At 71.6% G+C, this 12,943-nt stretch carries 10 protein-coding genes and 4 tRNA genes; 9 read left to right on the top strand and 5 right to left on the bottom strand.

Annotated features, from left to right (window positions below):
- Positions 1-50: 50 nt before the first annotated feature.
- Together zapE and HQQ78_RS01980 are read left to right on the top strand one after the other, a co-directional pair.
- Positions 51-1,067 carry a cell division protein ZapE gene (gene zapE, locus HQQ78_RS01985; RefSeq protein ID WP_173150888.1) on the top strand — a complete coding sequence of 339 codons (1,017 nt, stop codon included), beginning with the start codon at positions 51-53 and terminating at the stop codon, positions 1,065-1,067.
- A gap of 221 nt (positions 1,068-1,288) precedes the next feature.
- A complete protein-coding gene (locus HQQ78_RS01980) occupies positions 1,289-2,569 on the top strand; it encodes an ammonium transporter (RefSeq protein ID WP_123570119.1) in 1,281 nt (426 codons plus the stop codon).
- A gap of 144 nt (positions 2,570-2,713) precedes the next feature.
- Here the strand turns inward: HQQ78_RS01980 and HQQ78_RS01975 are convergent, their stop codons facing one another.
- Complete coding sequence (locus HQQ78_RS01975) at positions 2,714-4,408, bottom strand: alpha-amylase family glycosyl hydrolase (RefSeq protein WP_173150887.1); 1,695 nt, start codon at positions 4,406-4,408, stop codon at positions 2,714-2,716.
- A gap of 124 nt (positions 4,409-4,532) precedes the next feature.
- Positions 4,533-4,605, bottom strand: a tRNA-Val gene (locus HQQ78_RS01970).
- Positions 4,606-4,779: 174 nt separating this feature from the next.
- Between HQQ78_RS01970 and HQQ78_RS01965 the strand changes: the two genes are divergently transcribed.
- The 3 genes from HQQ78_RS01965 to HQQ78_RS01955 all read left to right on the top strand — a co-directional run bounded on the left by HQQ78_RS01965 (position 4,780) and on the right by HQQ78_RS01955 (position 5,144).
- A tRNA-Gly gene (locus HQQ78_RS01965) sits at positions 4,780-4,851 on the top strand.
- A gap of 66 nt (positions 4,852-4,917) precedes the next feature.
- A tRNA-Cys gene (locus HQQ78_RS01960) sits at positions 4,918-4,991 on the top strand.
- An 81-nt stretch (positions 4,992-5,072) separates the two neighbouring features.
- A tRNA-Val gene (locus HQQ78_RS01955) sits at positions 5,073-5,144 on the top strand.
- A 146-nt stretch (positions 5,145-5,290) separates the two neighbouring features.
- Here HQQ78_RS01955 and HQQ78_RS01950 read toward each other — a convergent pair.
- A complete protein-coding gene (locus HQQ78_RS01950; protein WP_173150886.1) occupies positions 5,291-6,790 on the bottom strand; it encodes a serine/threonine-protein kinase in 1,500 nt (499 codons plus the stop codon).
- A complete protein-coding gene (locus HQQ78_RS01945) occupies positions 6,787-8,139 on the bottom strand; it encodes a phosphopantothenate--cysteine ligase family flavoprotein (RefSeq protein WP_173152082.1) in 1,353 nt (450 codons plus the stop codon). Before HQQ78_RS01945 ends, HQQ78_RS01950 begins: the two co-directional genes overlap by 4 nt.
- Positions 8,140-8,317: 178 nt before the next feature.
- On the opposite strand from HQQ78_RS01945, the gene HQQ78_RS01940 reads away from it, so the two are divergent.
- From HQQ78_RS01940 to HQQ78_RS01925, 4 genes are all read left to right on the top strand, one after another.
- Positions 8,318-9,064: an NRDE family protein gene (locus tag HQQ78_RS01940; RefSeq protein ID WP_173150885.1), complete on the top strand. Its 747-nt coding sequence runs from the start codon at positions 8,318-8,320 to the stop codon at positions 9,062-9,064.
- 154 nt (positions 9,065-9,218) lie between these two features.
- Complete coding sequence (locus tag HQQ78_RS01935; protein WP_173152080.1) at positions 9,219-10,076, top strand: amino acid ABC transporter substrate-binding protein; 858 nt, start codon at positions 9,219-9,221, stop codon at positions 10,074-10,076.
- Positions 10,077-10,078: 2 nt separating this feature from the next.
- Complete coding sequence (locus tag HQQ78_RS01930) at positions 10,079-10,744, top strand: amino acid ABC transporter permease (RefSeq protein ID WP_056045410.1); 666 nt, start codon at positions 10,079-10,081, stop codon at positions 10,742-10,744.
- Positions 10,734-11,537, top strand: coding sequence for an amino acid ABC transporter ATP-binding protein (locus tag HQQ78_RS01925; protein WP_216844141.1), 804 nt, complete (start codon positions 10,734-10,736; stop codon positions 11,535-11,537). Before HQQ78_RS01930 ends, HQQ78_RS01925 begins: the two co-directional genes overlap by 11 nt.
- Before the next feature lie 78 nt (positions 11,538-11,615).
- On the opposite strand, the gene HQQ78_RS01920 is transcribed toward HQQ78_RS01925, so the two are convergent.
- Positions 11,616-12,842 (bottom strand): cobalamin-independent methionine synthase II family protein, encoded by a 1,227-nt coding sequence (locus HQQ78_RS01920; RefSeq protein ID WP_173150884.1) that lies wholly within the window; start codon positions 12,840-12,842, stop codon positions 11,616-11,618.
- Positions 12,843-12,943 lie beyond the last annotated feature (101 nt).

Below are 12,943 nucleotides of genomic sequence, written 5' to 3'. Positions count from 1 at the left end.
CGTACGACTCTGACACAGATCCCCGCCCACCCCACCGCGAGGCCTCGCCCATGCCCCCCGAATCCGTCAGCACCCTCGTCTCGCTGAGCGACCGCACCCCGACGATCACGGGGGCCGAGATCGTGACGCAACTCGTGCCTCCTCGTCAGTTCGCGGAGGCCTCGCTCGAGAACTACCGGCCCGACCCGGCCTTCGCCTCCCAGGCCGAGGCGGTGGCCGCCGTGACGGCGTTCGGAGGCGCGGGTCCCGACGCGCCGCGGAGGGGCCTGTTCCGCAAGAAGCCGGCTGCCCCGGCCGTGCGTCCCGGCCTGTACCTCGACGGCGGCTTCGGCGTGGGCAAGACCCACCTGCTCGCCGCCCTCTGGAACCGCACGCCCGGCCGGCGGTACTTCGGCACCTTCATCGAGTACACCGCGTTGGTCGGCGCCGTCGGCTACGCCGGGGCCGCGTCGCAGCTGAAGGGCGCCGCCCTGGTCTGCATCGACGAGTTCGAACTCGACGACCCGGGCGACACGATGATGATGACCCGACTGCTCGGCGACTTGGCCGACGACGGCACGCGCATCGCCGCCACCTCGAACACGCCGCCCAACGCCCTGGGTGAGGGCCGGTTCGCCGCCGCCGACTTCCTCCGCGAGATCCAGGGGCTCAGCGACAAGTTCCTCACCCTGCGCATCGACGGGGACGACTACCGGCGTCGCGAGGTCGAGGCCCGGGCGCACGTGGTCGACGACGTCGACGCGGCGGCGGCCGCCCTCGGCGGGACCGTGTCGCTCGACGACTTCGACGGCGTGGTCGCCCACCTCGCGACGGTCCACCCCAGCAAGTACGTGAAGCTCGTCGACGACCTCGACGCGGTGGGGCTGCGTGACGTCCACGTCCTCACGAGCCAGGTGGACGCCCTGCGCCTCGTGGCCTTCGTGGACCGCTTGTACGACGCGCAGATCCGGGTGGTCGCCTCGGGCACGCCCCTCGACCAGGTCTTCTCGGACGAGATGCTCGCCGGCGGCTACCGCAAGAAGTACCTGCGGGCCGTGTCGCGCCTGGTGGCCCTGACCTCGCTCTGACGGGATACCCACCCCGCACCGGGCATCCGGTAACACGTTGTTTACCTGCGCCCGAATCGTGTTACATCGGGGAAACAATCCCGCACACGGCCCGAAACCTCTCCCCGCGACACTGGGGGCCGCACCGGACGAGAGCGTTCGTCACCACAGCCCGTGAACCCACACGGTCGACCTCGACGTCGGTGCCTCCCCGGCTCCGAAACTCGAGAGGTGACCCACCCATGGACCAAGGCAACACCGCCTTCATGTTGATCTGCGCGGCACTCGTGCTGCTCATGACCCCCGGCCTGGCCTTCTTCTACGGCGGCCTCGTCAAGGCCAAGAGCGTCATCAGCATGATGATGCTCAGCTTCGGCGCGATGGGCCTCATCGGCGTCCTGTGGGTGCTCTTCGGCTACGCGATCGCCTTCGGCAACCCGACCTCGATCCCCGGTGGGAGCGAGAGCTTCGTGGGCATCCAGGGCCTGATCGGCCTCGACGTCGCGAACCTCGGCCTCGGCGCCGCCTTCGAGGACAGCCTGGACCCGACCGGCGCCTACCCCACGATCGCCTTCGCCGCCTTCCAGGCCACCTTCGCGATCATCACGGTGGCCCTCATCTCGGGCGCCATCGCCGACCGGGCCAAGTTCGGGGCGTGGATGATCTTCGCCGGCGTCTGGGCCACGGTCGTCTACTTCCCGGTCGCCAGCTGGGTCTTCAACTTCACGAAGGACGCCGACGGCAACACCGTCGGTGGCTGGATCGCCGCCATGGGCGTCATCGACTTCGCCGGCGGCACGGCCGTCCACATCAACGCCGGTGCCGCGGCCCTCGCCCTGGCACTCGTCCTCGGCAAGCGCGTCGGCTTCGCCAAGGGTGCCGACAAGCCGCACAACCCGCCCTTCGTCCTGCTGGGTGCCGGGCTGCTCTGGTTCGGCTGGTTCGGCTTCAACGCCGGCTCCGAGCTCGCGGCCGACGGCGTGGCCGCCCTGGCGTTCCTGAACACCATCGCCGCACCGGCCGCCGCCGTGCTCGGCTGGCTGGTCGTCGAGAAGCTCAAGGACGGCAAGGCCACCTCGGTCGGCGCCGCCTCGGGTGCCGTCGCCGGCCTCGTCGCCATCACCCCGGCCTGCGCCGCCCTCACCCCGGGGTGGGCCGTCGTCCTCGGCGTCGTCGCGGGTGCCGTCTGCGCCCTCGCCATCGACCTCAAGTTCAAGCTCGGGTTCGACGACTCCCTCGACGTCGTGGGCATCCACCTCGTCGGTGGCCTCATCGGGACGCTGTACCTCGGCATCTTCGCGAACGACACCGGCCTCATCTTCTCGGGCACCTTCACGCAGCTCGGCATTCAGGCCCTCTCGGCCCTGGCCGTCATGCTCTACTCGTTCGTCCTGGCCTTCGTCATCGGCTTCGTCATCGAGAAGACCATCGGCTTCCGCGTGAAGAACGAGGACGAGGTGGCCGGCATCGACCTCGCCCTGCACGGTGAAGAGGGCTACGTCCTCGAGAACTCGCGCGCCTGACCCACGTCGCACGACGAACGGCCCCGGTCCTCGGACTGGGGCCGTTCCGCGTCCCGACCGCGGCAGAACGCTGGAGGCGCGGTGCGCGACCGCGTCGCACCGCGCCTCCTTCGGGTGTTCGCCCGGTCGGACCGGGCCCGGGTCTCAGGTCAGCGAGAACCAGACCGTGGTCTCGCCCGGCACCTCGGTGACGCCGGCGAGCGTGTCGTGCAACGGCTCGCTGGAGGCCAGGACGCGTGCCCCGGTGGGCAGGTCGACCGGGCCGCCGCCGAAGTTCGTCAGCGAGTGCCACCCCTCGTGGCGGGAGAAGAGCACGACGTCCTCCGAGGTGCCGTCGGCCCAGAGGAAGGCCTCACCCCGCTGCAGCTCGCGGCGGAGGGCGAGGGCTCGCCGGTAGATCGACAACGTGGACTCGTCCTCGTCGTCCTGCACCGAGACGGCGAGGTCCTCGAACCACTCGGGTTGCGGCAGGTGCGGGGCGTGGTCCCCGAAGCCCAGGGCGGGCTCGCTCGTGTCCCAGGGCAGCGGCACCCGGCTGCCGTCGCGGCCCTTGCGCCGGTGGCCCGTGCGGACCCAGACCGGGTCCTGCAGGTCGTCGGGACGCAGGTCGGCCACCTCGAAGAGGCCCAGTTCTTCTCCTTGGTAGACGTAGGCCGAACCCGGGAGGGCGAGCATGAGCAGCGTCGCCGCACGGGCCCGACGGAGGCCCGCGTCGGGGTTCAGAGTGGGTCGGCGACCGTCGCTCAGCACGAAGGCGTCCAGGTCCTGCCCCTTCGGCAGGCCGTAGCGCGTGGCGTGACGGACGACGTCGTGGTTCGAGAGCACCCACGTGCTCGTCGCCCCGCTGACGGCCGCCTGCTCGAGGGTCGACGCGATGATGGTCCGGTACTGGTCGGCATCGAAGTCGGCGCGCGTCAGGGCGAAGCTGAAGGCCTGGCCGAGCTCGGTGGGGCGGGCGTAGAGCGGCACCCGCTCGGGCTGCACCCAGGCCTCGGCCACGGCGCTCCGGGGCGGGTCGTACTCGTCGAGGACCCGGCGCCACCCCTCGAAGATCGTGTGCACCTCGTCACGGTCGTAGAGCGCATCGCTGCCGTCGACCGGCAGGAGCTGACGTTCGGCCGCGTCGCGGAGGGGCTCGGTGAGGTCCTTCGCGAGCCCGTGGGCGACGTCGACCCGGAATCCGTCGACGCCACGGTCCGACCAGAACCGCAGCGTGCGTTCGAAGTCGGTGCGGACCTCGGGGTTGCTCCAGTCGAGGTCGGGTTGCTCGGGGGCGAACAGGTGCAGGTACCACTGATCGGGCGTGCCGTCGGGGCGCTGCAGGCGGGTCCAGGCGCCACCGCCGAAGTTCGAGACCCAGGTCGACGGGGGAGTGTCTCCTCCCTCGCCGAGGCCGTCCCGGAACACGTACCGGCCACGGGCGGCGCTGCCGGGCTCGGACGCCACCGCCTCACGGAACCACTCGTGGTCGCTCGAGGTGTGGTTCGGGACGATGTCGACGACGACCCTCAGCCCGGCCGAGTGGAGGGCGGCGACCATCTCGTCGAAGTCGTCGAGGGTGCCGAGGCGGGGGTCGACGTCGCGGTAGTCGGCGACGTCGTACCCGCCGTCGGCGAGCGGTGACGGATAGAAGGGGCTCAGCCAGACGGCGTCGACCCCGAGCCGCTGCAGGTACGGCACGCGCGAGGTCACGCCGGCCAGGTCACCGATGCCGTCGTCGTTCGCGTCGGCGAAGCTGCGCGGATACACCTGGTACACCACGGCCTGCCGCCACCAGTCGGCGTCGGGGACGGGCGTGGGGCGGGTCGCGGCGGCGCGGGAGGTGGGGGAGTCGGTCATGGGGCGAGGATGCCACGTCTCGGCAGTGGGCGGCGTCGATGCTCCGACGGCGGCACCGGGCCGGGGATCGCGGGCCAGGAACGACGAAAGGCCCTGCAGGAGCAGGGCCTTTCGATGGTGATCGTGGGCGATACCGGGCTCGAACCGATGACCTCTTCCGTGTGAAGGAAGCGCGCTACCAACTGCGCCAATCGCCCGTGTGGGACTCGACGATGCTAGTGCATCGCGGTGCTCGAACGCCATTCGGCCGGTCGTCGAGGTCACCGTCGTGAGCTGCCCCGTGATCGATCAAGACACGAACTTCCCTCGATTTGGTTTCTGCCCCGGGGTGTGGGTATTGTTCTTTTGCACGCAGAAATGCAAAGCGAAATGCGGATGTGGCGCAGCGGTAGCGCATCACCTTGCCAAGGTGAGGGTCGCGAGTTCGAATCTCGTCATCCGCTCGAGTGTAATGCTCACCAGAGGGTGGTCCACCGACTGGTGGCCTCCCTCTGGGGGGCTACTCGTATGGTGGAGTGGCCGAGAGGCGAGGCACCGGCCTGCAAAGCCGTTCACGCGGGTTCAAATCCCGTCTCCACCTCCATTCGATCTAGACCTAGGTCTAGACTCGATGTTGCAATTGAATAGTGCGGTTCGAGGGGAGACTCTCGGATCGTTGAGACATGAGCGATTGGCGCAGCGGTAGCGCGCTTCCCTGACACGGAAGAGGTCGCTGGTTCGATCCCAGTATCGCTCACACACAGAAAGCCCCGGCCTCGGCCGGGGCTTTCGTCATGTCCGGGCTCCTTTTCTCAGCAGAGGCCCGCCTCTCCTGCCGAGAGGCCCGACCGGCCGCCCACCTCACGATGTGAGCGACGAGTCGTGACGTCCCGCGGCATCCCTCTAGGGGGTGTCGGTCCCCGTACCGAGACCGACTCCGTTGCCCCGGCCGTTCCCGTTCCCGTTGGTGCCCGGTCCGCCGTTGCCGTTGCCGCTGTTGCCGGGCCCGCTGTTCCCTCCGGGGACGTCGACGCCAGGGACGTCGACCGTCGGGGGCGTCACGGGGTCGACCGTCGGCTGCGTCGTCGGCTCGACCGGCGCCTCCTGGGTGGGGCTCACCTCGTCCGAGGGAGCCGGGTCGACCGGTGAGTCGTCGGTGGAGTCGTCGGACGGTGACGGCGAGTCGACGTCCGACGACTCGGACGGCGTCGTCGACGGATCCGTCTCGACGCTCGGACTCGTGCTCTCCGTCGGGTCGACCGTCCCACCGTCGCGGGTGGCGGCCCAACCGATGCCCGCCGCCAGCAACCCGGCGACGACGATCGCCACCAGCACGAGGGGCCAACGCCGACGCTTCCGGGTCCAGTCGTCCGCCGTGACGTCGGCGACCAGGTCCGTGGCGTCGGCGCGGGAGGCCGCCCCCGCCCCGAACACCGGCGTGCGGGCATCGTTCCGGGGCAGGACGCGAGTGGGGGCGTCGCCGCCGGGCAGGGCAGCCGTCGGCACGTCGGGAGCGGCCATGACGCGCGTGACGGCATCGGTCGACCCGGCGCCCTCGACGGCCAGCGTGCGGGCCGCTCGGGCGACCTCGGCGGCGGCCGGACGGTCGTCGGGTGCTCGCGCGGTCATGCGCGTCAACAGTTCCGCCCACCCCGAGCCGATCGAGGCCGGGATCTCGGGGTCGCGGGTGAGACGGGCCATGACCGACTCGACGACCGACCCCGTGAAGACGCGCCGCCCGGTCAGCGCCTCGACCAGCACCAACCCGAGCGAATAGACGTCGGACGCGGGGGCCGGCGGACGCCCCTCGGCCTGCTCAGGGCTGACGAAGGCGGCGGTGCCCATCAGGGTTCCCGTGGCCGTCACCCGCGTCGAGTCGATCAGGTAGGCGATGCCGAAGTCGGCGAGCTTGGCCCGTCGGGGGTCGCCTTCGTGGTGCGGCGCGGCGAGCAGGATGTTCGCGGGCTTGACGTCCCGGTGGACGACGCCGGCGCGGTGCACCGCCGCCAGGCCGTCCGCGACGTCGCCGAGCAACGCCGCGGCCTCGGCGTGCGACAACGGACAGTCGGCGAGCACGGTCTGCAGGGTGGGGCCGTCGACGTACTCCATCACGAGGTAGGCGTCGTCGTCGTGGCCGTCGCCCTCGACCCGGGCGTCGTAGAGCGTGACGAGCCCCGGGTGGTTGAGGGAGGCGAGGAGGCGCACCTCGCTGACCTGGCGGCTGAGGTCGTGGACGTCGTGCCCATCCGAGGAGAAGAGCTTGACGGCGACGACCCGGCCGAGCTCGAGGTCGCTCGCCCGGTAGACGGCCCCCATGCCTCCGCGCCCGACGATCGCGTCGAGGCGGTAGCGACCGCCGACGGTCGTGCCGAGGCGGGGATCGGCCTGCTCGCGGGGGCTCATGCGCCCGCTCCCGTCGACGCGCCGGGGAGCACGGGAGGAGTGCCGCCACCCGACCCCCGACTCGCGACCCGACGGGACACCACGGCGTCGAGCACCGTCTCGGCCACGGCGGTCTTCGACCCCTCGGCCTCGGACACCACGTCACCGTCGGCGTCGATCACGACGACGGCCGTGTCGTCGCTGCCGAAGCCGGTCGTCCAGCCCACCGTGTTGAGGACGAGCAGGTCCGCTCCCTTCCGCCGCTGCTTGGCGCGCCCGAGCGAGAGCAGTTCGTCCCGGTCGGCGGCCGTCTCGGCCGCGAAGCCGACGACCACCTGCCCCACGGCCCGACGGGAGACGAGCCCGGCCAGGACGTCCGGGGTCCGGACGAGACGGACGGTCAGCTCGTCGCCCGAGTCGTCCTTCCGGATCTTCCCGTCGGCCACCGACGACGGCCGGTAGTCCGCCACCGCGGCCGCCATGATCACGACGTCCGCCGCCGGGGCGTGCTCGCCCATCGCGGCGTCGAGCTCGAGGGCGGTGCCGACCTCGACGACGTCGATCGTCCCCTCCGTCTCGAGCGTCTGCCGCACGGCTCCGTCGAGTGCGGCCGCGACGACGGTGACGTGGGCACCGCGGCGGGCCGCCCCGAGGGCGAGCGCCGCCCCCTGCGTACCGCTCGACCGGTTGCCGACGAACCGCACGGGGTCTAGGGGCTCACGGGTGCCGCCGGCCGAGACGACCAACCGGAGGCCGTCCAGGTCGCCGACCCGCGCCTCCTGGTCCCGAGCACCCGAGACGACGGCGGGCGGGGCGACGGCGGGCGGGGCGTCGGGGGAGCCCGGGCCGGTCACGAGGGCGAGTGCCGCGGCGACGATCTCGTCGGGTTCGCTCAGCCGGCCGGGCCCCACGTCGCCCCCGGTCAGCGGGCCGTCGTCCGGCCCGACGACGGTCACCCCGCGCGACCTCAGCAGGTCGACGTTCGCGACCGTCGCCGGGTTCCGCCACATCTCGGTGTGCATGGCGGGCGCGACGACGAGCGGCGCGGTGCTCGCGAGGATCGTCGTGCCGAGCAGGTCGTCGGACAGCCCGTGGGCGATCTTCGCCAGGGTGTGGGCGGTCGCGGGGGCCACGACGATGAGGTCGGCGCGCTGCCCCAGGGCCACGTGCCGCACCTCGGCGACGTCGTCGAAGACGGACGTGTGCACGGGGTTGCGGCTCGTGGCCTCCCAGGTGGGCGCCCCGACGAAGCGCAGGGCGGCCTCGGTCGGCACGACGTGGACGTCGTGCCCCCGCAGCACGAGGCCGCGGACGACCCCGACGGCCTTGTACGCCGCGATGCCGCCCGAGACGCCGACGACGACGGACAGGCGACGCGGGGCGCCGGCGGGGGAGGATCGGGGGTGGTCGTGCGTCACGGTGGGCCTCGTCGATCGATGCGTCGGTCGGCCGACCCGGTGCCGGGTCGGTAGCGTTGCCCACCACGATGCCGCATCCCGCGGTCGAGCGTCGGCACCCGCCCCGACGAGCCCCCACCCTGAGGACCCCATGTGCACCGTCGTCGTCGCCGTCCAGCCGGACGCGCCCTGGCCCGTCGTCTTCCTCGGGCTCCGGGACGAGTCGCCCGACCGCCCCTGGGACGAGCCCGGCGCCTGGTGGCCCGACCTCGGTGAGCGGGTGACCGGGGTGCACGACCGCGAGGCGGGCGGGGCCTGGTTGGCGACCGCCCGGGGCCCGAGCCGGGCGAGCGTCGTGCTCAACCGTCACGAGGCGCCCGCGTCGCCGCCCGGGGGATGGACCACCCGCGGTGCTCTGCCCCTCCGGGCGGCCGCCGACGGCGTCCTTCCCGACGGGCCGCAGACGACCCGCACCTTCAACCTGCTCACCGCCGACGCAGGAGGCGCGGTGCACTCCGTCTGGGACGGCACCGCCACCGAGACGGCCCGCCTCGCCCCCGGGGTGCATCTGCTCACGCACGCCGCCCCCGACGACCGGTCCGTGCCGCGCGTCGACCGCTGGCTGCCTCGGTTCCGTGACGTCGCGCCTCCGACCGGTCCGCTGCCGACGAGGGCCGAGGGCGAGGGCAGCTGGACGCCGTGGCTCGACCTGCTGCGCGAGAGCAGCGCACTGCCGACCGACGACGACGACGCGCTCGTGCGGGCCGACCTGGTCGACGGACACCTCTTCCATTCGCTGTCGCTGAGCACCGTCGCCGTCTCGGCCGACGACGTGGCCCACCGGCACGTGCGACTCGACGGCGCCCCCTCGGTGGCGGAGGCGATCGCGCGACGCTGACGGGCGCGTGGCGACGCCGACGGGTGTGCGACGACGCCCGGCCTCCGTGGCCGCCAGGTCATGCGGAGTCATCGGGAATCACGCCCGCCCCCGCGGCGTTAGTGTCGGGAGGCTCGTCCGACCCCCGAGCCGCAGCAAAGGAACCCTCGTGAAGATCACCGCCGTCCGCACCGTCCGTCGACTCGCCTCCGTCGGCGTCGTCGCCGCCGCCGCCGCCATCGCGCTGGCCGCCTGCGCGCCCGCCTCCACCGACGGGGTCGTCCAGTCCACCGGCAGTGCGACCGCCGACACGAGCGCGGCGAAGAGCCTGTCCGACATCCAGGCCGCCGGCGAGCTCGTCATCGGCACCGAGGGCACCTACCAGCCGTTCACCTACCACGAGGGCGGGGCCGGCGCACTGACCGGCTACGACGTCGACGTCGCCACGGCCGTCGCCGAGAAGCTCGGCGTCACGCCGACCTTCGAGGAGACGCAGTTCGACGCCCTGCTCGCCGGACTCACCGCCGGCCGCTTCGACCTCGTGGCGAACCAGATCTCGATCACCGACGAGCGTGAGGCCACGTACGACTTCTCGACGCCCTACACGGTCAGCCGCGGTGTCGTGATCACGGCCGCCGACAACACCGACATCACCTCGCTCTCCGACCTCGAGGGCAAGACGACGGCCCAGTCGCAGTCGAGCAACTTCTACACGACCGCCAAGGACGCGGGCGCGGACGTGCAGGTCGTCGACGGCTGGGCCCAGTCGGTCGCGCTCCTCGAGCAGGGTCGCATCGACGCGACCGTCAACGACGAACTGACCTTCCTCGACTACGTCAAGACCAACCCCGACCAGGCCGCCGGCATCAAGATCGCGGCGACCACGGACGACGTCTCGCGCTCGGCCCTGGTCACCACGAAGGGCAGCGACGACCTCGTGTCGGCGATCGACGACGCCCTCGCCGAGCTAAAGACCGACGGCACGCTGGCGACCATCAGCGAGAAGTACTTCGGCCAGGACGTCAGCGAGTAGGCGTGCAGTCCTCCCTCGACCTCTTCTGGCGGTCGCTCTGGCCGATCGTGTCGGGGGCGCTCGTCGCGTCGATCCCGCTCGCCTTCGCATCGATGGCGATCGGGCTGGTCATCGCCGTCGTCATCGCGCTGATGCGCCTGTCGGGCAAAGCGGCGCTCGCGGGCATCGCCCGGGTCTACATCTCGATCATCCGGGGCACGCCGCTGCTCGTGCAGCTCTTCGTCGTGTTCTACGGCCTCCCGTCGATCGGCGTCAAGCTCGATCCGTGGCCCAGCGCCATCATCGCGTTCTCCTTGAACGTCGGCGGGTACGCGGCCGAGGTCATCCGCGCGGCCATCCTCTCGGTGCCCAAGGGCCAGTGGGAGGCCGCCCACACGATCGGCATGTCGCGGGGGCTCGCCCTCCGGCGGATCATCCTGCCGCAGGCGGCGCGCGTCTCGGTGCCCCCGCTGTCGAACACCTTCATCAGCCTGGTCAAGGACACCTCGTTGGCGAGCGTCATCCTCGTCGTCGAGCTGTTCCGTCAGGCAGAGCAGATCGCGACCGTCTCGAACCAGTTCCTGCTGATCTACCTCGAGGCCGCCCTGGTCTACTGGGTGATCTGCCTGATCCTGTCGTTCGGGCAGGACGCCCTCGAGAAGAGATTGGACCGCCACGTTGCCCGCTGACGTCACCCCGCCCCGGCCGGCCGACGAGACCGGTGCCCCCGTGCTGACCGTCCGCGGGCTGCACAAGGCGTTCGGCGCGAACGAGGTGCTGCGCGGCATCGACCTCGAGGTGCGCCGCGGACGCGTCGTCGCCATCATCGGGCCCTCGGGTTCGGGCAAGACGACCGTGCTGCGGTCGCTCAACAGCCTCGAGGTGCCCGACGGGGGAGTCGTCACGCTCTCCGACGGCCGCTCCATCGACTTCGGCACCACGGTCGGCAAGCGCGACCTCCTCGCCCTCCGCGACCGCTCGTCGATGGTGTTCCAGCACTTCAACCTGTTCCCGCACCTCACGGTGCTGCAGAACGTCGTCGAGGGACCGGTGCGCGTCCAGGGACGCGATCCGAAGGAGGCGCGGGCCGAGGCCGGGGCACTCCTCGCGCGCGTGGGCCTCGCCGAGAAGGCCGACGCCTACCCGGCCGAGCTCTCGGGCGGCCAGCAGCAGCGCGTGGGCATCGTGCGCGCGCTCGCCCTGCGGCCCGAACTCCTGCTCTTCGACGAGCCGACCTCTGCCCTCGACCCCGAACTGGTCGGTGACGTGCTCACCGTCGTGAAGGAACTCGCCGACGAGGGCTGGACGATGATCGTCGTCACCCACGAGCTCGAGTTCGCCCGCCGGGTGGCCGACGAGCTGCTCTTCATGGACGCCGGCGTCGTCGTCGAGCGGGGCCGCCCGGCCGACGTGCTGTCCCGCCCCCGCGAGGCCCGCACGCAGCAGTTCCTGCAACGGGTGCTCAAGCCGCTCGACGACTGACGGGACGTCGGCGCGACGATCGACCCGCGCCTCCTCGATCGGGGACCAGGAGGCGCGGGTCGACGCGGTCCGGGACGCTCAGCCGAACAGGCGGTGCGAGGCGATGCGCGCGCCCTCGCCGAGCGCGGCCAGCTTGGCCACCGCGATCTGCGGGTGGATCCGACCACCCAGGCCGCAGTCGGTCGAGGCGACGACGTTCTCGGGGCCGACCAGCGAGGCGAACCGTTCGATGCGGTCGGCCACGAGTTCGGGGTGTTCGACCACGTTCGTGGCGTGGCTGACGACGCCCGGCACGATCGTCTTGCCGGTCGGCAGCTCGACGTCGCGCCAGAGCTTCCACTCGTGCTCGTGACGGACGTTGGCCGCCTCGAACGAGTACGAGCCGGCCTCGATCTCGAGCATGAGGTCGACGATGTGACGGAACTCGACGTCGGTCGTGTGGGGACCGTGCCACGAGCCCCAACAGAGGTGGAAGCGCACCTGCTCCGGCGGCAGGCCACGGAGGGCGTGGTTGAGCGCGTCGACGCGGATGCGGGTGAACGCCCGGTAGTCCTCGACGCTCGGCTCCGGGTTGATCTGGTCCCAGTTCTCGGCGATCGAGGGGTCGTCGATCTGGACGGTCAGGCCGGCCTCGACGATCGCCGTGTACTCCTCGCGCAGCACGTCGGCCCAGGCCCAGATGTGCTCCTCCTCGGTGGCGTAGAAGTCGTTGGCGATGCGGGCACCGCTGCCCGGGGACAACGACGTGAGGAAGCCCGAGGTCGAACCGCTCGCCTCGAGCCCGGCCTTCAGGTTGGCGATGTCCGAGGCGATGGCGGCGTGTCCGACGTAGGCCAGGGGCCCCGTCGTGCTCGGGAACGGCGTGGCACCCGAGCCCGTGCCGATGCCCGAGGTCGGGTCGGTGTAGGCGTCGTGGAAGGCCCGCCAGTCCCGGCGGTCGGGGAACGACGTCAGTCGTACGTCGCCGGGCGAGGAACGCACGGCCGGCTGGCTGAAGATGTCCGACCCGGTCAGCGACAGCCCGCCGACCCTCTGGAACGAGTACGACCACCAGGCGCCGTAGTCGACCGCGCTCGTCATGGCCTTCCCGTACTCGCCGTCGCCGACGATCGTGATGCCGAGATCGCTCTGGCGCCGGACGAGATCGACGACGGCGTCGGTCAGCAGGGTGTCGAACTCGGGGGTGCGCTCGAGGGTGAAGCCGTCCTCGCCGAGGGCGCGTGCGTCGTTCGCGGCGATCAGCTCGGGCGTGCGCGGCAGGCTTCCCGCGTGGGTGGTCTCGATGCGGCCGGGGGTGGTCGTCATGGGGTGCTCCGTTCGTCGCCACCACTCTGGCCCCCGACCCCCGACGAGTGCGACGGGCACGACACGGGACGTCACAGCCGTGCGCTCGGGAACACCGGGCG

Origin of the sequence: Frigoribacterium sp. VKM Ac-2859 (assembly GCF_013204925.1) — a bacterium.
Lineage (GTDB): Bacteria > Actinomycetota > Actinomycetes > Actinomycetales > Microbacteriaceae > Frigoribacterium.
The sequence above is the reverse complement of the archived record's forward strand: the minus strand, read 5'-3'. Positions and strand labels throughout refer to the sequence as shown.

Coding starts and splice junctions, on each gene's coding strand:
- zapE (WP_173150888.1), top strand. CDS start 51: ATGCCCCCCGAATCCGTCAGCACCCTCGTCTCGCTGAGCGACCGCACC.
- HQQ78_RS01980 (WP_123570119.1), top strand. CDS start 1,289: ATGGACCAAGGCAACACCGCCTTCATGTTGATCTGCGCGGCACTCGTG.
- HQQ78_RS01975 (WP_173150887.1), bottom strand. CDS start 4,408: ATGACCGACTCCCCCACCTCCCGCGCCGCCGCGACCCGCCCCACGCCC.
- HQQ78_RS01950 (WP_173150886.1), bottom strand. CDS start 6,790: ATGAGCCCCCGCGAGCAGGCCGATCCCCGCCTCGGCACGACCGTCGGC.
- HQQ78_RS01940 (WP_173150885.1), top strand. CDS start 8,318: ATGTGCACCGTCGTCGTCGCCGTCCAGCCGGACGCGCCCTGGCCCGTC.
- HQQ78_RS01920 (WP_173150884.1), bottom strand. CDS start 12,842: ATGACGACCACCCCCGGCCGCATCGAGACCACCCACGCGGGAAGCCTG.